At 41.6% G+C, this 22,232-nt stretch carries 19 protein-coding genes and 1 pseudogene; 11 read left to right on the forward strand and 9 right to left on the reverse strand.

Annotated elements, in window-relative coordinates; genetic code table 11:
* Positions 1–54 precede the first annotated feature (54 nt).
* Positions 55–1,695, forward strand: coding sequence for a lysine--tRNA ligase (lysS, locus tag IMZ28_RS08505; protein WP_197548147.1), 1,641 nt, complete (start codon positions 55–57; stop codon positions 1,693–1,695).
* A gap of 209 nt (positions 1,696–1,904) precedes the next feature.
* Here lysS and IMZ28_RS08510 read toward each other — a convergent pair whose 3' ends face one another.
* Complete coding sequence (locus IMZ28_RS08510; protein WP_232087456.1) at positions 1,905–3,116, reverse strand: cation:proton antiporter; 1,212 nt, start codon at positions 3,114–3,116, stop codon at positions 1,905–1,907.
* A gap of 157 nt (positions 3,117–3,273) precedes the next feature.
* Between IMZ28_RS08510 and IMZ28_RS08515 the strand changes: the two genes are divergently transcribed.
* From IMZ28_RS08515 to IMZ28_RS11015, 3 genes and pseudogenes are all read left to right on the forward strand, one after another.
* On the forward strand, positions 3,274–4,524 hold the full coding sequence (locus tag IMZ28_RS08515) for a serine hydroxymethyltransferase (protein WP_197548148.1): 1,251 nt from the start codon (positions 3,274–3,276) through the stop codon (positions 4,522–4,524).
* A gap of 9 nt (positions 4,525–4,533) precedes the next feature.
* A pseudogene (locus IMZ28_RS11140) lies at positions 4,534–4,710 on the forward strand (DUF1882 domain-containing protein); the annotation flags it as partial.
* A gap of 3 nt (positions 4,711–4,713) precedes the next feature.
* The gene (locus IMZ28_RS11015) at positions 4,714–5,028 is read left to right on the forward strand and encodes a hypothetical protein (protein ID WP_232087457.1); all 315 of its coding nucleotides are present in this window, start codon (positions 4,714–4,716) and stop codon (positions 5,026–5,028) included.
* 4 nt (positions 5,029–5,032) lie between these two features.
* Here IMZ28_RS11015 and IMZ28_RS08525 read toward each other — a convergent pair whose 3' ends face one another.
* On the reverse strand, positions 5,033–5,629 hold the full coding sequence (locus tag IMZ28_RS08525; RefSeq protein ID WP_197548149.1) for a DUF2238 domain-containing protein: 597 nt from the start codon (positions 5,627–5,629) through the stop codon (positions 5,033–5,035).
* Between the two features lie 184 nt (positions 5,630–5,813).
* Here IMZ28_RS08525 and IMZ28_RS08530 point away from each other — a divergent pair, with 184 nt between their 5' ends.
* Positions 5,814–8,906, forward strand: coding sequence for an efflux RND transporter permease subunit (locus IMZ28_RS08530; protein WP_197548150.1), 3,093 nt, complete (start codon positions 5,814–5,816; stop codon positions 8,904–8,906).
* 15 nt (positions 8,907–8,921) lie between these two features.
* Here the strand turns inward: IMZ28_RS08530 and IMZ28_RS08535 are convergent, their stop codons facing one another.
* Entirely contained in the window at positions 8,922–9,173 is a 252-nt protein-coding gene (locus IMZ28_RS08535; protein ID WP_197548151.1) for a hypothetical protein, read from the reverse strand.
* Positions 9,174–9,270: 97 nt separating this feature from the next.
* The gene (locus IMZ28_RS08540) at positions 9,271–9,999 is read right to left on the reverse strand and encodes a hypothetical protein (protein ID WP_197548152.1); all 729 of its coding nucleotides are present in this window, start codon (positions 9,997–9,999) and stop codon (positions 9,271–9,273) included.
* Positions 10,000–10,154: 155 nt separating this feature from the next.
* Between IMZ28_RS08540 and IMZ28_RS08545 the strand changes: the two genes are divergently transcribed.
* The 6 genes from IMZ28_RS08545 (at position 10,155) to IMZ28_RS08570 (ending at position 17,155) form a co-directional block, all read left to right on the forward strand.
* Positions 10,155–10,829, forward strand: coding sequence for a toxin-antitoxin system YwqK family antitoxin (locus IMZ28_RS08545; protein ID WP_197548153.1), 675 nt, complete (start codon positions 10,155–10,157; stop codon positions 10,827–10,829).
* 8 nt (positions 10,830–10,837) lie between these two features.
* Positions 10,838–11,449, forward strand: coding sequence for a toxin-antitoxin system YwqK family antitoxin (locus tag IMZ28_RS08550; RefSeq protein ID WP_197548154.1), 612 nt, complete (start codon positions 10,838–10,840; stop codon positions 11,447–11,449).
* Positions 11,450–11,654: 205 nt separating this feature from the next.
* Positions 11,655–14,015: a hypothetical protein gene (locus IMZ28_RS08555; RefSeq protein WP_197548155.1), complete on the forward strand. Its 2,361-nt coding sequence runs from the start codon at positions 11,655–11,657 to the stop codon at positions 14,013–14,015.
* A 135-nt stretch (positions 14,016–14,150) separates the two neighbouring features.
* Complete coding sequence (locus IMZ28_RS08560; RefSeq protein WP_197548156.1) at positions 14,151–14,939, forward strand: SPOR domain-containing protein; 789 nt, start codon at positions 14,151–14,153, stop codon at positions 14,937–14,939.
* A gap of 9 nt (positions 14,940–14,948) precedes the next feature.
* Positions 14,949–16,361 carry an anthranilate synthase component I family protein gene (locus IMZ28_RS08565; RefSeq protein ID WP_197548157.1) on the forward strand — a complete coding sequence of 471 codons (1,413 nt, stop codon included), beginning with the start codon at positions 14,949–14,951 and terminating at the stop codon, positions 16,359–16,361.
* The gene (locus IMZ28_RS08570; protein ID WP_197548158.1) at positions 16,358–17,155 is read left to right on the forward strand and encodes a shikimate dehydrogenase; all 798 of its coding nucleotides are present in this window, start codon (positions 16,358–16,360) and stop codon (positions 17,153–17,155) included. The genes IMZ28_RS08565 and IMZ28_RS08570 overlap by 4 nt, the downstream gene beginning before the upstream one ends.
* Before the next feature lie 342 nt (positions 17,156–17,497).
* Here IMZ28_RS08570 and IMZ28_RS08575 read toward each other — a convergent pair whose 3' ends face one another.
* The 5 genes from IMZ28_RS08575 to IMZ28_RS08595 all read right to left on the reverse strand — a co-directional run bounded on the left by IMZ28_RS08575 (position 17,498) and on the right by IMZ28_RS08595 (position 22,130).
* On the reverse strand, positions 17,498–18,421 hold the full coding sequence (locus IMZ28_RS08575; RefSeq protein WP_197548159.1) for a DUF302 domain-containing protein: 924 nt from the start codon (positions 18,419–18,421) through the stop codon (positions 17,498–17,500).
* A 64-nt stretch (positions 18,422–18,485) separates the two neighbouring features.
* Entirely contained in the window at positions 18,486–18,932 is a 447-nt protein-coding gene (locus IMZ28_RS08580; RefSeq protein ID WP_197548160.1) for a DsrE family protein, read from the reverse strand.
* Positions 18,929–19,705, reverse strand: a complete 777-nt coding sequence (locus IMZ28_RS08585) for a thioredoxin family protein (protein ID WP_197548161.1) — start codon at positions 19,703–19,705, stop codon at positions 18,929–18,931. Before IMZ28_RS08585 ends, IMZ28_RS08580 begins: the two co-directional genes overlap by 4 nt.
* A complete protein-coding gene (locus IMZ28_RS08590) occupies positions 19,702–20,625 on the reverse strand; it encodes an MBL fold metallo-hydrolase (RefSeq protein ID WP_197548162.1) in 924 nt (307 codons plus the stop codon). Before IMZ28_RS08590 ends, IMZ28_RS08585 begins: the two co-directional genes overlap by 4 nt.
* Complete coding sequence (locus IMZ28_RS08595; RefSeq protein ID WP_232087458.1) at positions 20,625–22,130, reverse strand: OprD family outer membrane porin; 1,506 nt, start codon at positions 22,128–22,130, stop codon at positions 20,625–20,627. Before IMZ28_RS08595 ends, IMZ28_RS08590 begins: the two co-directional genes overlap by 1 nt.
* Between the last annotated feature and the right edge of the window lie 102 nt (positions 22,131–22,232).

The following is a 22,232-nucleotide window of genomic DNA, read 5'->3' on the forward strand; positions in this document are numbered from 1 at the left end:
AGTCCTCACTTCCCTACAATCACTGCATGACACAAGAATAACACAGGAGAGACCTTGATATTTGACAATCAGTATATTCAAGAACGTATTAAAAAAACCGAAAGACTAAGAGAAGAGGGGATCAATCCTTACCCGGCAAATATTACAAAAGGAATGCCTTCCTCACAATTCTTTAAACACTTCGCTTATGTAACAGAGCAGAATGCTGAAGAGAAAAAAGATGAAAACCAGATCGTTACACTGACAGGACGCATCAAATTTATCCGTATAATGGGAAAAGCTGCTTTTGCCAAAATAGAAGATACTGATGGGCTGGTACAGATCTATTACAACCGTGATGACCTTCCCGAAGGCTACTACAATAACATAGCAAAAAAACTCTTTGAAGTAGGAGACATTATCGAGGCGACAGGTTTCCCTTTCGTTACACAGACAGGTGAACTGACACTGCACTGTAAAGAGGTCAAGATCGTTTCAAAAGCGATATTCCCGCTTCCGGAGAAATTTCACGGTCTGACCGACCACGAGATCCGCTATCGCCAACGTTATCTTGACATGATCATGAATCCTGAGGTCAAACAGACCTTCATTATGCGTTCCAAAATCGTTTCACTCATCAGACGCTTTTTTGAAGACCATGGCTTCCTGGAAGTAGAAACACCAATGATGCACCCTATTCCGGGTGGTGCCAATGCCAAACCCTTCATCACCCATCATAATGCACTTGGGGTTGACCGCTATCTGCGTATTGCACCGGAACTCTATCTCAAACGACTGACTGTTGGAGGAATGGAAGCTGTCTTTGAGATCAACCGAAACTTCAGAAACGAAGGGATGGACCATACACATAATCCGGAGTTCACTTCCATCGAATTCTACTGGGCTTATCATAACTATCATGATCTTATGAAACTTACTGAAGAACTTTTTGAGTATATCTTTGCACAATTGCAAATAGACAAAACCATCACATATGGAGAATATAAGATAGACTGTTCTACTCCATTTGCAAAAATACCGTTTGTAGAAGCACTCACCACTATCGGTGAAGTACCTGCCGAGGTAGCTGCCGACAGAGAAAAGGCGATCGGGTACCTTAAAGAACATGGTGTCGAGGTCAACCCCAATCTGACACTTGGTTATCTTCAGGCAGAACTTTTTGATGAATTCGTCGAAGGAAAACTGATCAATCCGACTTTCATTACCGACTACCCTATCGATATCTCACCACTTTCAAGAAGAAATGATGAGAACCCTGAAATTGCAGAACGTTTCGAACTTTTCATGGCAGGGAAAGAGATAGCCAACGGCTTTAACGAGCTTAACGACCCGATCGACCAGTTCGAGCGTTTCAAAGCACAGATGGAAGCCAAAGAAGCAACCGGTGATGAAGAGACAATGCATATGGATCTGGATTTCATCAGAGCACTTGGACACGGTATGACACCCACTGCAGGAGAGGGAATCGGTATCGACCGTCTGGTCATGATGCTGACTGATCACCACTCTATTCGTGACGTGATCCTCTTCCCGGCCATGAAACCGGAAGTCGCATTGGAAGAAAAGCCAAAAAATGCCTGCAAGAAGTGCGGTAACACCAATGAAGAAGAGCTCAAACCCGCTAAAAAAGGCAAAGGTTTCTTCTGTATCGATGCAGCGGCTTGTAAAAAACGAGAACAAGAGAATAAAAAGTAAAGATCAGATATCTCTTCAGACTATACTTCGTTACTGCACTCTCTGCAGTAACGTATATACGTACTTATATCAGCCAAGAAACTTTTTTTGGTTTATCATACATGACATATGGGCACCTCTAATAACCCCATACGCCCATATATATCCCGGGTGCAGTATCTGAAGTATTTGGTATACGCTCTGGCAAACCTCTTCTACCCAGACAGAATCTATCTGGCTTTATTCTTCCCATATACTAATTTAATCAGAAACGGTGGAAGCATGGTGGTAAGCACAATCACCAAAATCAGCGCAGCATAAATCTCATTGGTAAAAATATTACTTGCACGGCCGATCTCTGCAAAGATCAATCCCACTTCACCACGCGGCACCATGGAGAGTCCGACAATTACTTTCTTATAGGAAGGTATTGATTTAAGTAAAAAAGGGAAGATCATTTTCCCGATCACCGCAACAATCAGAATCGACCCGCCAAAAAGCCAAACATGGGATGCTCCCCAGTTAATCTCCTGCATATTGATAGAGACCCCGACCGTTACAAAGAAAATAGGTGTAAAAAGGTAGACTATCGGGCTGATCTGCTTTTCTATCTTGTCCGAAAACGCCTGGTTTTCATGGAGTATTGCACCAAACGGTAAAAAGAAACGCCTTGAGAGTGCCAAACCTGCCGCAAACCCGCCAATGATCTCCGGTGCACCCATCTGATGTGCCAACCATGCGAAAAAAAGTACCAGTGAGATAATAGCCGTGGGGATCAACCCCGGGTAATTCGTCTGTCCTTCATATTTATGGATTAAGATCGCAATCATTTTTGCTGCAATCGGCGCTGTAACAAAAAAAACAATAATGAACAGGAAAATCCGACCGGTATCAACAAAGTTGACCTCACCACTTTGAGAAAAATCGTAAAGAATTGCCAGCAGAACAACACCAAAAATATCATCCAGCACGGCAGCTCCAAGAACGATCTCACCTTCCAGACTCTGATTTTTCTTCAAATCTTTGAGTACACGTACAGTAATTCCGATACTCGTCGCCGTAATAGTACCCCCAATAAAGAGTGATGAGATCAGAGAGAGATTAAAAACATAATATGCCACTACTGTTCCAAGCATTAAAGGAAGTACAAAACCTCCTATAGCAACAAGAGTTGCATTCCAACCACTCTCTTTTAGACGTTTGAGGTCAGTATCCAGTCCCACATCAAACAGTAACAGGATAATACCTATTTCAGCAATCAGTTTAATAGTATCATTCAACGTTACCCAGCCCAAAAAAGTAGGACCGAGAACCAGCCCGGCCGCCAACTCTCCAAGGACAGGAGGAAGTCCGAGTCTGATAAAGAGCTCGGCAAAGATACGTGCTCCTATCAATATCAGTAGTAATATCAGAAAAAAATCATGTGCCTGCATAACAATCATTATAACAAAACTCCTCTCTTCTCTACAAGAGTTTATCGCCGCATTGTAAAATAGACGATAATTGCTTTGTGTATGAACAGGTTTAATAGAATATAATAAAGCCCTTAGAGTAATTTTGCTATAAATACATTTAAATTTATTCCCCCAAAGGAACATCATGTCTTATGCCCTAGAAACTTTTGACCCTGAAATTTTTCAAGCTATTGAAAAGGAAAGAGAGAGACAGACAGATCATCTTGAAATGATCGCATCTGAGAACTTTACCATCCCAGCCGTTATGGAAGCGATGGGTTCGGTTTTTACCAACAAATATGCGGAAGGCTATCCGCATAAAAGATACTATGGAGGATGTGAATATGCCGATGTCGTTGAGCAACTGGCGATCGACAGAGCCTGTAAGCTCTTTGACTGTAAATTTGCCAACGTACAACCCCATTCCGGTTCACAGGCAAACGGTGCCGTTTACGCTGCCCTGCTAAAGCCTTACGACAAGATCCTCGGTATGGATCTCAGCCACGGCGGTCACCTTACACACGGAAGCAAACCGAGCTTTTCAGGGAAGAACTACCAAAGCTTTACTTACGGTGTTGAACTTGACGGCCGTATCAACTATGACAGAGTGATGGACATTGCCAAGATTGTTCAACCAAAGATCATTGTATGCGGTGCCTCTGCCTATGCCAGAGAGATCGACTTCAAAAAATTCAGAGAGATTGCTGACGAAGTAGGCGCAATCTTGTTTGCAGATATCGCTCACATTGCCGGTCTGGTCTGTGCCGGTGAGCACCCAAGTCCATTCCCGTACGCCGATGTAGTGACCACTACAACACACAAAACACTTGCAGGACCACGCGGCGGTATGATCATGACAAACAATGAAGAGATCGCCAAGAAGATCAATTCTGCAATCTTCCCGGGTCTTCAAGGGGGACCGCTTGTGCATGTTGTTGCAGCCAAAGCAGTCGGTTTCAAACATAACTTGAGTGATGAGTGGAAAGTTTATGCAAAACAGGTTAAAGCCAATGCAAAAAAACTGGCTGAAGTACTGGTTGCCCGTGGCTATGATGTCGTTTCAGGCGGAACGGACAACCACCTTGTACTTGTCTCTTTCCTTAACAAAACGTTCAGTGGAAAAGATGCAGATGCTGCACTGGGTGCAGCCGGGATTACGGTAAATAAAAACACAGTTCCCGGTGAAACAAGATCGCCATTTGTAACTTCCGGTATCCGTATCGGTTCTCCGGCGCTTACCAGCCGTGGAATGAAAGAGGCAGAGTTTGAGATCATCGCCAATAAGATAGCCGATGTGCTTGACAACATCAATGATACAGCACTTCATACGAAGATCAAAGAGGAGATGAAGGAGCTTGCTTCCAACTTCGTCATCTATGATAAACCGATTTACTAAGGATCGGATATAAAAGTATTTGATTTAGAGTTCAGTACAGATCACTACTACATCAAGCGCTCTCGTGTTGTTGAACAGATACCGTTCAACAACCGTACTTTCTATGCAAAATTCGAACGTATCAGCGAACCTCTTACCCCCCTGCTTTTCCAACAGCATCTGAATAAACAGTATACTATTGCCGTACCTTTGGTAAAAAATGGGTTTACCGACTATCTGGTTCTGGAATACAAAGGAGAAGAGTATCTGCGGTTTTCTCATCTTGTCAAACATCTTTTTCATACAATGGACATTACCAAATTTTACATTTATCAGGGAAAAGATGAGGAGAAAATACAAGTCTTCATTCATGTAATGCACCTTACACTCGAAGAAGCGGAAAAACAACTCACAGAGATCTCAGATAGACTCAAACAGAGACTCACAAAACGCTGGAAGACCCTGCCCTCAACACAGCTTCCAGAAGCATATAACATAGTAACACTCCCCTACAACGAAATATGAACAGTTACACCTTGCTTCGGAACAGTTTCTTATAACTTTTATAAAAAAACAGATTGACAGACGCACCTATCATCGCAGCTACAGTATCTTTGTGTCCATCCCATATATCTCCCTGGGTTCCCATAAATGCAATGCCAAGTTCCGGATGAAAAACGATCATTGCAAGCCATTCCAGTATCTCATACAGTGCTGAAACAGCAATGATCAGGATAAAAACAAAAAAGAGTGCTTTTTTAATATGGGTGATCCCTGCCGTGGTCATTTCAAAAAGTATCCGAAAAACCAACAGACCAAAGAGAAAATGTACCACCCGGTCAAAATGATTTCTTTCAAAACCAAAAAACTGTGTTATGGTATCAAAGTATTCCATTTCGGCATAGGTAAAGTGCGATCCCAGAGAGTGCAGGCTGGCAAAAATAAGAAGGAAGATGATACTTGTAAGTGTATAACGGTGCTTATGGTCCATCCAGACGACCAAAGGAAAGACAATAAACACCAATATGTTTTCAAGCAGCCAGTCTTCACGGTATTTAGGGTTGATCGCCATGATCACCCATACAACGATATAGAGGGTGTAGACTATTTTGTGTGATCTTGGCATAAAGCTCTCCTCTCTTCTATATCAATAATTATACACTAAAACTTAACCAAAGGATACACAAGATTTTCCTTGCCTCTCAAAAACAGATTAAAACAATTAATCACCCCAAGTATCCCGAAAAATAAACAATAGGCCAAAAATAGTACAGATACGCTACAATTGTAAAAAAATTAAATGGATACTGATGTTCGAAAAACTTTTACGTTTCTTCGTTGAGAACAGCCGCCTCAACTATTTTCTCTTCATCTCCGTTTTTCTAACAGGAATCATACTCTACACTAAAACCCCCAAAGAGATTTTCCCTTCATTTGAACTCGACATGGTCTCTGTAAACGGACATTATGCCGGAGCCTCCATCGATATGCTTGACAAAATGGCAGTACGTGAGATAGAAGAACAAATCAGGAACATTGACGGGATCGACAAGATGGCAACTATCATCTCTGCAGGCAAGTTCAATATTATTCTAGAACTGGAAAAACGTGTCGACAAATACAATATCGCTGACAAGGTCAAAGATACAGTAACACTTGCCAGACAGTACCTGCCTTCAGATATGGATGAACCCACCGTCAAAGTACTCGATATCAAACGTAATCTGATGCGTATTGCCGTCTCTTCCGATGAAGTAACACATGCAGAACTTGTAGAAGCGGCAAATGAGCTCAAAGAGAGGATCACTGCACTCAAGCATATTGCAGAAGTAACCATCTACGGTGATTCGGACAAGTACTATGATATCAAACTCAATGCTGAAAAGATACAAGCTCTGGGACTCGATGAGAACAGTCTCATTAACGTACTCTCAGGAGTAAGCTATATCTACCCCGCAGGGACCATAGAGGATGAGAAAAAAGGCTTCTACTACCTCTCTACATATAACGGTCCGAAAGATGCCCAGTCACTGCTTGAAAGCCGTATAGAGGTCGAAGGAAAGACTCTTTACGTCAAAGATATCGCTACTGTGGCCAAACGCTATGAAGATACCGAAACTCTCTACTCCATCGATACCCAAAATGCCCTTGATCTCAACATCAAACAGAGCCCTGCAGGAAATGCACTGGAGCTCTCAGAAGCAATAGAGATACTGGTCAGGGAACATAATGCAAACCATCCCGAGATCACCTATACGATCCACAATGACCGCTCCACTGCCATCAAAGACCGTCTGAACATCATTGTCTCCAATATCCTTCTTGGACTTATTCTCATCACACTGCTCATGGTACTGCTTATCAACAAACGGATGGCCTTCATCATCTTTTTAGGGATCCCAACCTCCTTTGTCATGGGTGCGGCCTATCTCTACTTTGCAGGATACAGCATTAACATGATCTCCCTGATTGGTGTACTCATTGCACTGGGGATCATTGTTGATGATGCCATCGTTGTCAGTGAGAACATCCAGCAGCATATTGAAGAGGGAATACTGCCAAAAGAAGCAGCGGTCCTTGGAGCCAAAGAGATGTTCAAGCCGGTTACCATCGCATCGGTCACCACTCTTTTTGCCTTTATCCCTGCACTGATGCTGCATGGGACAATGGGAGAAGTAATCAAGCTGATTCCCATTGCAGTGTCTGTACTGGTCCTTGCTTCTCTGATTGAATCGTTTATCTTTTTGCCTATTCATGCAGCCCATGTGCTGAACAAAAAAGAAAAAACCACTTCATGGAGACGTGCCAACATACTTTACAGCAGAATCATCCACTACTTTATGAAGCGGCGAAAACGCTTTTTGGCACTCTTTGTCATTCTGGTACCGATACTGACAATTTGGGGAGTAAAGATGAGTAAATTCCAAATGTTTCCAAAGTTCGATGCTACATCATTGACACTCACACTCAAAGCCAATGTCAATACAACTACTGAAGAGACACTCCGCTATCTCAAAAAGATCGAAGAAGATCTCTTTGAGAACAAAGATCTCTTCTTTATCGATCATATAGGATCCGTTGCAGGATGGAGACGTGACAGTGCAGGCAATTCTGAAACCTACCCCTATGTGGGGCAAATGGTCATTGAGCTGAAAAAGCTCAAGGCTCAGAATTTTGTTGACCGATTCATCACACCGGCACTAAGTTTTTACTATGATTCAACCGGGCGTAGCAGAGAGGAGAAGTCACGCATAATAGCCAAACGGCTTCGTAAATTTATTGAAGAAAAAGAATACAAAGAACGTTTCGGGCTTAGTGATCTTGCCATAGTGGAAAAAAAGGTCGGTCCTATAAAATCCGATCTTAAGGTCGGCCTTGTCAGTAACGACAGCCAGAAAGTAATGTACTTTTCAGAAAAAATTCAGGAAAAACTGAACAAGATCAAGGGAGTTGTCTCAGTCAATAACAGTATGAACTATGGACGTGATGAGATCAAACTGCAGGTCAATACCTATGGTGAATCCTTAGGGTTGAATGAAAAACAGATTGGATCACTACTTGCTGATGCCTTTTTGGAACGGCGTATCGCCATAGCATTTGACAACAGTGACCTGCTCGAAATCAAAGTACGCAGTGAAGAGAAGGAGACACTCGAGGCACTTGAGAACTTCAGACTCAAACTCAGCAACGGTAGCTTCGTTTCTCTCAAAGAGGTTGTCTCCTTCCGCAAAATACGCTCTTTTGAAAAGATCATCAAAGATGGTGGTATCAAGAATTTCTATATCTATGCCAATGTTGACAGTAAAACGATCACTGCAACAGAAGTGTTGGAAAGACTCAGTACTATTTTGGAAGAGGCCAAACAGGCAGGGATCAAAATCGTTCTCAAAGGAGAAGCAGAAAAAAAACAGGAACTCAAAAACGATATGATACTTGCCGGTTCAGTTGCAATGGTACTCATTATGCTCTCCCTTCTCTACCTCTTCAACTCTTTCAGGGAGACTTTCATGATGATGTCTGTGATCCCTTTTGCTTTTTTGGGTGTACTCATCGGACATTTTCTACTGGGGATCAATCTCTCTATGCCATCCATTATTGGCATGCTTGGACTCTCCGGAGTCGTTATCAATGACGGGATCATTATGGTCATGAATCTTAAAAAAGCACAAACAATCGATGATATTTTTCTCTATGCATCAAAACGTTTCAGACCGATTATTCTAACTTCGATAACGACATTAATTGGCCTGAGTACACTGATCTTCTTTCCGACAGGACAAGCTGCTATCTTTCAGCCTATGGCTATTGCTCTTGGTTTTGGACTTGCATGGGGAACCGTGCTCAACCTTCTCTATCTTCCGGTACTCTATACAATACTGAATGAAAAAAGGTTGGCCAGGTAACATATAACAAAGATGCTATCTGGCAGTATTGTTCGCTTTTGTTTTTCGTTTTGAACAGAAGAGGGATGCACGCTGTTCATAGGAGGCAAGTGTTGTTTTGGCCAAACGATCATCCCGCATGGTCGCTTGATACTTTTGTACTTTTTCGGTAAAGAGCTTGCAGAGTCTTGCATTTTCCATCATTTCTGCCTTTTCACTCTCCTGTGCAGTGTTAAAGAATCCTGCTGTCAAAAAAGTTGTAACCAGTATATTTATCATCAGCTTCATCATTATCCTTTAAATAGAGCTCAATATTGCATTAATTCTGATAATATTATACATAAGATAAGTTAACATAATATTTATGAAAAATATAGTGAACCCGTTACTCCTGTTTTTCAAAGGTTGAATTCTCTCCTATAACCTTATAAAAATAGCCATATCCAAAATCCTTGTCAACAACAATTCTTCCTTTTGCAATAACGTGATCGCCAGCCTTAACTAGAGTCTCTGATGCTGTGAATACCAAATCATCTGTCAGTTTCTGTTCATTGCCTGTACCGTCACCCAAATGTACCCAGTCACGTCTCATGATCTGATGAGATACTTTGTAGACTTTGGCTTTGACAGCAACAACCTTGCCTGCCAACTCTTTTCTGTAGCGGTGTACCTCTTCAATCGTATAAAATGGTTTTTCTCTGAAATCCTTCAGTTCACTTTTCACCTCAACAGCATCGATCTTCTCCGAAAGCATCTCTTTCATACTCAAAGGTCTGCCTGCTTTCTGTGAAAGGTAGACTTCATTGGCAAATATGATCTCTTCAAACGTTTTGCCAAGAGTTGGACTTGTAAAATTTTTCATTACTGTTTTTGTATCATACCCTATAGTATCACCCACTTCTACCGGTGCTCTGGCAATAGCAATCCAGCGCTGTCTGCCATTCTCATCAACCTTGAGGTAGATATACCCCAACACCTCTTTTTTCTCCAGCACCTTTCCGTAAGAGACAAGGGTCACTTTGCTGTTTTCTGACTCTGTCTGTATTTTTTGTGTATTGGCAGACAGAGAATAAAGACTTCCGCTCAGTATCAATATCATTATCTCTTTTATCATTGGTTTCTCCCGGCAATATAAATATACAGATATATTATAGCCCAGAGATGTTAATAATTGTTTTTTATAGTATAAAATAAGTTATGTTTTAACTTTTACTATGTAAGATTGCATCATACGAAATCGTCAATATAGACATATAATAAAGGGTATCTATGCATAAGTTGCTTTACACAGGGCTCATTGTCTCTACCCTCCTGCAGGCTGAACTCTTTACAGAGTACTTTAACAACGGTGCAGTAAAATCACGTATCGAATATAAAGATGGTACTCGGACCAAAACCTCCAGAGGAGTTAAAGAGGGGTGGGAGAAAATATACTATGAAACCGGTCAACTGGCCTATGAGGTCAAAAATACCGCAGGCAGGCGAAATGGAACACTCAAATGGTTCGATCGGCAGGGAAAACTACTTGAGATACTGCATTATCAAAATGGCCAGCGCCATGGTATCAACAAACTTTTTTACCATGACGGTACTCTGCGTTCAGAGGTGACCTACCTTTTTGATAACAAAGAGGGACCCTACAGAGAGTATTTCAGCAGTGGTGAACTCGCCCTGGAAGTGAACTATAAAAATAACCGCAAAGAAGGAGTACAAAAAGAGTACTTCAAAAATGGAAAACTCTCTTCGGAAGTACTTTATGTTAACGGATACAAAGAAGGTAGACAAAAGTGGTATGATGAGAACGGAACATTGATACGTACTGAGGCTTTTAAAATGGACCGTCCCATTGAAATACTTAAAAAACTGAAAGAGAAAAAACCTGATGCAACGGAAATGCTGCTTCAGAAGCTGGATTTCAACCCACAGCACCATAGAGCACAGTAGGAGGATCGATGAAAGCCTGTTTCACATTTTTGTCCGTACTTTTAACAGCCGGAAGCCTTCAAGCTTCTCTCCAGGAGCTGCCATGCCGTGCTCCACAGCAACATATCATAGAGGACCATGCGGCCAGATCTGTGTATAAAAACTGTAAACGCAACGGTATGACATGGTGGTATAACGACAAAGGGGGCATCAAATCAAAAGTCAATTTCAAAAATGGAAAAGAAGAGGGAGTCTATACCTCCTATCATGATAACGGAAAAGTAAAACTCACTGTCAACTACACCAACGGTCAAAAAAACGGGATACAGTATATCTATTATGACAATGGACAGCTTGGAAGCCGGGTCAACTATGTCAACGGCCGCCGAGAAGGCTTAATGACAGAATGGGACTACACGGGGTACAAATCTTCCGAAGTATTCTATAAACACAACTATAAAGTCGGTCTTAAAAAATATTATGACAAACATGGGAAAGTTATCATGACGGAAACATACAAAATGGACCGCAATCCCGTAATGGTAAGATACCTCAAAAATAAACGAAAAGAGATTGAAATAGATCTTGTAAAGTATGGCCTTATTCCTGAAAAAAAACCTGACACTGCAATAAAGCATTAGGTAAAACTCCTTTCAAAAAATATTAAATCAGAGCATTATTCTCCAATTTATCAGTACTCCTTATTATTAATATAACTACAGACTAACCATCACTTTCATTTATGTACTAAAATAAATAATTTTATTAATTTTTACCATTTTTAAAGATTCCTTAATGGTTTAGATGAGAAAATTGGCTGTAATCAAATTTAAAAGGAGACTAAAAATGATTTCAACAATCTTAAAAAGTACTATTGCAGCTTCACTGCTTGCAACAGTCACTTTTGCTGCAACGGATTATTCAAAAAAACCGCCGTTTACTTTGGATAATCTGGAAAAAGTCAAAGTCAAAGGAAAGGAGGCATACCAACCGAAAGCGAACTACAGTATGTTCGTCAACTATGAACTCGGTATGCACTGTGTCGGTTTCGATATGAGCTACTGCTGTGTAATCCCTCCATACAACTCTATTCAGTCACAGGCGATCAAGGTAGGCAAACAAGGTAAACTTCCAAAACTGTTGACGCCTAAAGACAATGTTAAACTTTTTGCATATACCAGAGACAACACTTTCTCTGAAGGCAACAAAATGAAATACTGGGGTCTGCGCAAGGATGTTGACGGTGATGGCCACCTTGACTCTGCCACCGACAACGTAGCCAACTACGTCTGGACACACCTCTTCATCTATAAGGACCTTGAGGGAACGATCCCTTCAGGTGCAACAGACAAAGACAGACTCAGAGTCGGTAATCAGATCCCCGTGAAAATCGACCACGGACCTTCAGGTGCCCCGATGACAGGGTACATGACTTATGCAGGCAAGGATGGTGGCAACGTTGTCATGACCGATACCCTTGTTCCCCCTGTTAAGAATGTGAAACTTATTTTGACAGCTTCCCACCTTTGGGATGCACTCGGCCTGCCTCTTACTGCTTTCAATGACAGTACAAGACAAGGCTCCCTCCGTACTGTAACGGAAAAAGATTTCCAGCCGTTCCAGTACTCAACTGTTGAACTGCATACCAACACAGGCAGACAGTTGAAACAGCCTGACGGAAAAGTTGCTTCCTATTTCGGTACGAACCCGGTTGACATTCCAAACTGTTATGCATGTCACTCCAGAAACGGTAAGGCTGCACAGATGGCAAGGGACGAAGGTCTTACACAGGGAGATCAGGAGTATAAATACTGGAAAAGCTATCCGGATACATCCGAGTATATGGCCAGACTCTCTGAAGGATCCATTAACATTCTTTCACTGCATGATGCACATCACGGAACAGATTTCCTCAGGGATTATGACCCCAAAGCATCCAATAACCGCCTTGGAAAAGTGGGTATGGTAAACTGTGCCGACTGTCATGGAGACAATGTTTCAGGAAACCTTCAGGAACCAAGACCGACTGCGACAGGCTACAAAACAGTCAAAGCAAAACCACTGACAGAAGCGATCCATGGATTCCACCTCGGTATGGTCCCTATGCCGGATGCAGCAGGAAGATCACAGGCGTGTCAATCCTGTCACCCTACCCACTTCCAGAATCCCAATATGAATGATGATACCAACCCGTTCCGTGTAACAGACAGATACGGTGAGGGAAGATTTGCTAAAGGAGATATCAGAAAGTCAGGTGGTGGATGTTATGTAAGACGTGATGCCCACTCCAACCCAAATGCAAAACCTCCGTTCTTCCTGAACAACTACGGTAAATGGCAACTTGAAAATGTAGCTAAAAAAGATGAACACGGTAAAAAAACTGATGAACTGAGAGGTCTGTACTGTACCAACTGCCATACCAAAGTAGCTCAGGCATTTTACGCATATGATGATATCCAAAACGACTCTAAACAGACAGGAAAAACACTCAGAAACAAATCACTTAAAGAGATCGTTAAAGAAGTAGCCGGCGGCGATATGAAGAAATTTGCAGCATTGGCAGATCCTAAAACCACAGGCAATAATGAAGTACTTAAATACTATACTGAACACAAATCAGCAACTTTGGTTAAAAATGTCGGTAAAGACGGGAAACTTGATCTGAAGCCATGGAACCATCCAAAAGGAGGAGAGGTACCTTACAAAGCAGCATCCGGCGGTAATGATTGGTGGCTTTCAGCCTCTGAGCCACACTGTGCAGACTGCCACCTCGCACCTTTTGTTGAGCAGAACACAGGTGGAAAATACTTCCCGATCGATCAGCCTAACAAGTATTCTCTCTTTAGATACTCCAAAGCTCACGGAAGCATTGCGTGTCAAACTTGTCACGAATCGGCACACGGACTCTATTCTACAAGATATGACGGAGAAGAGAGAACTGTTGATGTCACAACCCATGAACAGGCACTTCAGTACTCACCTGACGGCAAATATGCCGGACCGATTACCTGTTCCGCATGTCATACGGTCAACAAGCATGGTGTACCTGTACAACTTGAAGGCACAAAGTACTCAGATGACTACTGGGCCTCTGTTACACTTGCCCACTTCATGAGAGAAGGTGACCAGAAACTATCGGTCAAGCAGCTGGTTAAAAAGTACCCGTACAAAAAATCAGCACAGATCGTAGAGGACGGATGGGAATAATCCCCCCTTCCCTGTATATATCAAGCCCTCTTTGAAGGAGGGCTTTTCATACTTTCTATAATCATCCGGAATAAACTTTTCTATACATTCCATAGGGTATAATAGGTCTAAAATTTATCCGGAGCCTCCCCTATTATGAACGATCACAATTTAGATGACCTCATTATCGACACTCCTACAAAAAAAGGTGGTAAAGTCAAAGGATTCCTGACCATCACAGCACTCTTTATTGTTGTACTGATCGTAGCTATTATCCTTACCAGAATCATCCTCAAGGATCCCGGTGAAGATCATGCTGCACTGCTGGAGAACGATACAGAAATAATCAGTCCGGAACTCACCCTTCAGCATACTGACGAAGAGAGCAAACAAGATGAGATCGCACTTTCGGAAATGATAAAAGAGGAGATGGAAGCACCACAAAAAGCTTCTGAAACACTGTCTGAAAAAACTACAGATACACACACGGAAAAGGTTGCAAAAAAAGAGACAGTAGTTAACGAAGAAAAACAGCCGGAAAGTCTACCGAGAACAAAAACAGCTGCAACACTCAAAACACCAGAAAAAAAACCTCTTATATCCAAAGCGTCAACAGCTAAAAAAGAGCATGCCGGGACAGCTGCAGAAACAACTTCTCTACCTAAAGTAAAAGCGGTTACAAAACAAAAACCAAAGAGAGTCACACCGGCTAAAAATGAACATAATACCTTCTATATACAGGTAGGCTCTTTCTCCAAAGCACCTAGCAGCGATTCACGTCTGATCACTGCGATCAAAAAACAGGGATATCGATATAAGATCATTACTGCAAACGGTATGAAAAAAGTACTTGTAGGACCATATAAAAGCAGAGCAGATGTGGACAGAGCACTGGCACGTATCCGTGACCTCATTAACAAAAGCGCATTTGTCGTTAAAAAATAAGGTATTTTAATGTATAAAACTGTTCTTTTTGACCAACTGACCCCTGTAGCCCTTTACGGAAAGATCAAACAGCTCTTCCCCGATGAAATTACAATGCTCTTTGAAAGTGTGGTTAACACCAGTGACGGGAACTTCTCCTTTATTACTATCGGCACCAAAGAACGTCTTGTCTATCAAAACAGGACAACAACCTATACAGATGCCAATGGAGAGAGCAGAATACTGAATGAAGACCCTTTTTCTTTTATGAAATCCTACTATGCCAAGATTGACCGGAATGCCTACAAAGCAAAAGCGCAAGAGGTTGGTTTCTCTTTTGTTGACGGCTTTATCGGTTTTATTGCATATGACATGGTCAAGGTCTTTGAACCGGTACTGGAAGAGAGTATGGATCCGTTACGAGATACCCTGCACACACCCGACCTTGATCTTGTACGCCCAAAGATCATCATTGCCTACTCTCATAAAAGTGCCAAGCTCACTTTCATCCTCAATGATGAGAGTATGAAAGAAGAACTTAAACAGATAGAAAAGCTGCTCCTTGATACCTTTACACCGCTTCCACTTATACCAGTAGCATTGGAAGAAGAAGGAAAATTCAGTATTGACGAAGAACGATTCAAACAACTGGTTGCTGAATCCAAAGAGAGTATCCGTGCAGGAGACATTTTCCAGATCCTTCTCTCTAACCGCTATACACAGAAAGGGAAAATTGATCCACTCAGTTTCTACCGTGTACTGCGTTCGAAGAACCCTTCTCCCTATCTTTTTCTTCTTGACTATGAAGATTTCTCCATTTGCGGCTCCAGCCCTGAAGTAATGATAAGACTCACCGACGGAGAGATTCTGCTCCGCCCTATTGCCGGAACACGTAAACGGGGCAAAAACATCAAGCGCGACAAAGAGCTTGAGATCGAAATGCTGAACGATCCAAAGGAGTGTGCAGAGCATCTTATGCTCATTGATCTTGGGCGTAATGATGTGGGACGTGTTGCAAAGACAGGCAGCGTTAAAGTGACCGATATGATGCGTGTAGAAAAGTATTCCCATGTGATGCATATGGTCTCTGATGTTGAAGCGCTTATCAGGGACGATAAAGATATGTTCGACCTCTTTGCAGCAACTTTCACTGCAGGAACCATGACTGGTGCACCAAAGATCAAAGCCATGGAGCTTATTGCCAAATTCGAAGGGCTTAAACGCGGATTCTATTCTGGTGCAGTGGGCTATTTCTCCTTCACCGGCGATATGGACTCGGCCATTGCCATCAGAACCTCTCTGATCAACACTGAAGGGATCACCCTGCAGGCTGGCGCAGGTGTCGTTGCTGATTCCAAACCCGAACTGGAATACCTTGAAGTCAAAAACAAACTGGGAGCTCTTTTGGCTACGCTCAAAGAGATGGAAACGCTCCAGCCATGACCAAGGAACTCTTTGCAATCTTTGGGAATCCTGTATCCCACTCCAAGTCTCCTCTGATGCACAATCTTGCATTTAAGGGTCTCGGGATCGATGGATGCTATAGCCGTTATAAATTGAACAATGGAGAAAGACTTAAAGAGGTTTTTTTTGCACTGGGGCTTAAGGGCATCAATATTACCGTACCACACAAAGAGCATGCTTATCAGGCCTGTGATGAACTTGACCCTTTTGCACAAAAGGTCGGTGCCGTCAATACCATTGTGGAAAAAAGGGGGAAACTCTACGGCTACAATACCGATGCACCCGGCTTCCTAAAAGCTATAGCAGAATTTGAAGATGTCAAAAGCGTTCTTTTTCTGGGAGCTGGAGGAACAGCCCAGTCTACTGCTGTGATCCTAAAAGAGGCAGGGTATGAAGTAACCATTCTAAACCGCAGTGCAGGACGTTTGGAGAAATTTAAGGCAGAGGACTTCAAGACTGCTACATTCGACACTTTCGTCCCACAAAACTATGACCTTGTCATCAACATGACCTCAGCGGGGCTCGAAGATGAGAGTCTGCCTGCACCGCAGGAGCTGCTCGATATGGTAATTCCCCATGCCAAAGCCTGTGTCGATGTCATCTATGGTAAAGAGACTCCCTTTTTGAAACTGGCCAAACATCACGGTAAACCTACCAAGGACGGAAGTGATATGCTGCTCTACCAGGGCATCATTGCTTTTGAGTATTTTACAGATCATCAATATACTTTCAATGAGATCAGGCACTATATGAAAAAAGCTTTTATTCTATAAAGGGCACCTCTAATAACCCCATACGCCCATAATGGGTTTTGCAGATGTGAGATTTTGCAAGAGGCTTTCAAGTCCTAGCCAAAGCTAAGACGATGGAAGCATCTTGTGAAAGATCGCGTCTGCAAAGCCCACCCTTTGGGCAATGCCGGCTTTGCCCTATGCGGCGTTACACTTTTTCGACTTAGCTACGGCTAGGTCTGTAAAGTGTGCCTTGCCTAGAACAAAGTCGGCAATGTTATGAGCATATGGGGTTATTAGAGGTGCCCTAAAAAAACTGATTCACCTTGTTATAAATTTTAAAAAGCATTATAGGTGAATCAGTTCTCTGAATATCTGGAGCTTCTACTCAGTAAGTCCGGTTAGAATGCTTTTCATTCCTTCTTGTGCATCTTCCATTACTTTAATATCTTTGGGATCATCAAGAGCCATAGAACTCATCCAGTTGTAGACAGAAGGAAATGCTATTTCCATTGCAGCACTGCCTTTTTTCTTGCTCAGATACAGAGAACAGGGAGCATATGCACCTGCTTCCGGATGTGTTTTTGCAATGGTATATATCACAGGAAGCTTGCAGATAGAGTAAACTTCATAAAAATCAAACTCGTTATATTTCATCTCTTCAAACTCATCTCCGAGATTATTAAACCCTGCAACAACAAAACCGTTCGGAGCCAACTCACCTTCAAAACCCATTTTGAACTCTTCCAGTTCATCTTCCCAGTCCTGCGGGTCAATCTCCATAGTGAAGTGTGTTACAAGTTCGCCTTTAGGCTTTTGTGATACATATGGTAATTTTTGATATACTCCGTCAGGCATTGCCTCTTTTAATGTTTTTTTCACTAATTCCCTTAATGCATGCAGTGTTTTATCATCCGCCGGAGCTCCCATAATCTTGGCCATTGCTTCTGCAGTCAAAGAAGCTACAGAAATATTTTTATCTCCTTTTTTGGTATAGATAGACATACTCATAGGTGCGAACAATCCTACATTAGGATATTTTTTTGCCAACTCCAGCACCATATCCATTTTATAGAGCGTAAACAGGTTATACACATCAAATTCTGATGATTTAAACTGTTTCACAAACGGACCATTCATATCTCTATTGGCAGAGATCGTAAAACCTGCTTTTTTAAATGCTTCTTCTATACTTTTTGGTGTAATTTTCCCATCAGTATTAGGTGAAGTAAAAACTTCTATATCCGCAGCAGAAGCAATACCGGTAATCAATAGTACACACAGCATACCTCGAATGAATCTTTTCATTATTGTTCCTTTAATTATATTTTATAAGCAGACTATAACAATTAACTGTAAAAATAGTGTAAAATTACGGACGTATATAAATATATCCTCGTAATTGTCTCTCAATAAGCTCTACGATACCTGCTGTTACGACATCAACCCCCTTAAGCAACTCGTTTTTGCCAATACCATATGTTTTCATTGTATTGCCACAAGCTATGAACTCTACATCATATGTCATTAATGAGCGTACTCTTTTTTGAATATCTTTGTCAAAAAAATATGCTTTGGACAATACCGTCTTAATCCCCTGTGAGTAACAGACAATCACGATCTCACATTTTTCCGGTCCGTAAAACTTCATGACATTACTTGCAGAGGAAAGTACATGGGAAATTTGATGTTCGTCTCCTGATGTAATAGGAAAAATAAATTGTCTTGGATTATCTATGCTTGGCTTTGGATCAGCAAACTCTGTATCTGCATTTGAATAAGTGAACAGCAGCAAAATACTTATTATAATATGTTTCATTTCTTGTCTCCTTTTAGTTGGTTTATCTTATTGAGTATTTCCAGAAAGTCTTCTACGTTCCATGCCCCAGGTACACGTTTAAGTACTTTTGCATTTTGGTCAATAAAGAAAAACGTTGGTGTCATATCAGCATGAAGTCCTAATGGCAGATCCTCCTTGGAAACATCTACCTCTATAGGAATAAAATCTTTTTCAAGAGCCCTCTTTACCTTTTCATCCACCATTACTTCTCTATCCATTTTTACGCAATATCGGCAATGCTCAGCAGTTGCTTTGATCATGATCATTTTATGCTCTTTTTGAGCTCTTTTCAATGCTTTATCAAAATTTTCATAATGCACGGTATGCTCATCCACACTCTTTTTGTCATAGTCATAAATAAATTTACTCACCGCTGCTATCTCCTCTTCAGAGATCTCTCCCTTCATTGAAGGCATGACATCAAAATACTGGATTACATCTTTCAGACAAAGACTTTTTTGCAGATCAGGCTCCTTTAGATACTCCGAAATGAAGGCTTCAACTTCCATACGATGGATATCTTCATCACCTCTTGGGTTACCGATCTGCTGTTTCAGCCGGAATGAAAGTTGATTTAAAGTGGGTGCCTTAAGCTTCAAGATATTGTTGTTTTTTAAAAAATTTTCCTTGAGTTCACTCATGGGTATATAGGTCTCATGACACACGGAACATTTTTTTTCATAAACCTTTTCCCCTTCTTCTAAAGCAAAAAGAGGCATCAAAAACAATACAATTAACCATAACGCTCTCATTCCTCCTCCTCAATGCACAACTCCAACTCCCTGTAGACATCCAGTACATTGCGCCTATGCAACACATCATAAAGTTTAAATTTTTTGTATTGCGGCATGTTTACTTTTTTGGTTATCTCATTCATCGATACATCATTATCCAGTGCATTGAGTATCGCGCGCTTCATCTGCGTAAGGTAGCCCCTCATCATTTTCGTTATATTTTTATCGGTAAGATAACCATGTCCTCCTACAACAACCTTTACATTCATCTGGTCTATTATATCCAATGCTTTGATAGAGCCAAGAATGGACCCGTCTCTAAGAGAAGGCAGTCTGCCGTTAAAGAGAATATCTCCGGCAAAAAGTACTCCCTCTTTTGGTATAGATACAACAAGGTCTCCCTCTGTATGTGCTTTATTCACCAGCTTTGTCACTACAAACTCTTTACCACCCAGGGAAAATCCATACCGGTTTTTGACTACTTTGTCCAGGGGAACTATTTTTGTTCCTGCAAACAATCTTTCACCCAACACCCTTTCCATTCTGGTCTGCATTCCGGGTACGATATTTTGTTCATAGGTCAACGGGCCTATCAACAAAGCATCTTTCTCTTTATAAAAACTGTTTCCCAGCCAATGATCATCATGGTCATGTGTGTTGATTACATATTTCACCGGTAATTTGGCTATCTTCTGCATCTGTGCATAGGCCTGAAAGGCATATGCACAGTTAGGGCCGCTGTCAATAACAACAAACCCTTCTTTTGTTTGGACAAAACATGTATTGACCATATTCCCGCCGTTTTGTTTGGAGATATTTTCCAAAGCACCAAAAAAGCAATACACATCTTTGGCGATACGCTTTGGCTGCAGATGATAGTCAAATGCAGCCAGAGAGACAACTATACTGCAGCAAAGGAACAGGTATTTAAGCATCATTAAAAGAGATAATTGAACTCTAAACGATATTCATTGTACGAAACATCTGCTTTGCCTGTACTTCCCGGATCAGCATTTACAATACCGACACGAGTCTTCATCTGGAAATTCTTCGTAAAGTTGTACCAAGTGTCCAGGTGCCAAATCGTACTATCCGCCTGTACGTTTACTTTGGCATCATCAAAATCCTGTACTGCATAACGCAAACTTGCTTTAAAATCCGGAGTAAACTTATATACAGCTCTTATCATATACGTCTTGGTATTCGCATACCAGTTATACTGTGCCATTGCTCTGGTAAATCCACCTGTGGGGAACCCTCTCCATGGAGCTACGATATCTGCTTTGTCTGCTACTTCTGAGTATCCGAGTCTAAAGAAACCTTTTTTCTTCGGCATCTGCAAATCAACCCTTGCAGCAAAAAGACTACTGTCCAGTGAATCGGCAACACCTGCATCATATCCAGTCGCAGCTTTTCCTGTAAGGTTGGTGTACCCTGCAACAGCCCCACCGCCATCATCCATCTGATGGAAGTATCTCACTCCCGGTCTCAATGCCCAACCATTCTCAAATGGTATCTTGTAGTGTGCTTCAACTACGATATCTTTTACTACACCCGGAACAGACAATGCACTGAGTTTGAAGTTCAGGTTTTTAACATATTTCGTTTGCAAATCTGCCAGAAAAAGGTCATGGTTTGGATCTTCGCCTGCTGCAACAAAATTAGCATAACTCAGTCCCTTATGTACTGCTGAATCATCATTATTGTTCCAACTTTCACCAGATTCATCTTTGAATGTCAAGACATCATGGGCATTTTCATGGTCTCTCAGTTTCTGCTTGCCAAACCAGGCTGCTCTTACTTTGGTCTTTGGTGCAATTTTGATACTTGCAGAAACACCGTCAAAGGTATTTGGGATCATTTTGGTATCGTTTGAAGCAGTGAAGACTGACTCAAAAAGCTGACGCCCCGCTTTTACATCAACTGTCCCGTTATTATATTCCAGGAACCCTTGACCCAATGTATGCATACCAAAACCGCCACCGGTTTTCACTTTATATCTGCTAAAAGTATCTTTTCCCGCTTTGACAAATCCCACTTCATCTGCATCCATTCTGAAAAAGTCAGGATTCATTGTTCCGTAATACCCTAAAGTAAAACTAATACCGTTATACACTGCCGACTTATAGATAAGGCTTCCTCCAACACCCCAGGCTTTATTATCTTGATTCTTTGTACTTTCTATATCCCAATCCCAATAAAATGTATTGGATCTGAGTCTTCCGTAAAAGATTCCTTCTGTAAACATATCACCTACAGACTCAACATCTCCAGGCAGAACATTATACTTTACAGTCATATTTCCTTTAGTTTGACGTTTAGGCTTGTCTGCTTTGGCTTTTACTGCCGGCTCAACAGGAATGATATCCCCACCTGCCACAGCAGATGTTCCCATAAGCAATGCTGCTGTAGCTACTCCTATCGTTATTGTTCCCTTTTTCATTTCATATCCTTTTTTCTTTGTCTATCTTCATAAAAAGATAGTTTTTTGCTATAATTTATATGTGATATTACATCACAGCCGTGAGTGCCCTGTCTGCTTTTA

It is taken from the genome of Sulfurovum indicum, from assembly GCF_014931715.1.
GTDB classification, from domain to species: Bacteria; Campylobacterota; Campylobacteria; order Campylobacterales; family Sulfurovaceae; genus Sulfurovum; species Sulfurovum indicum.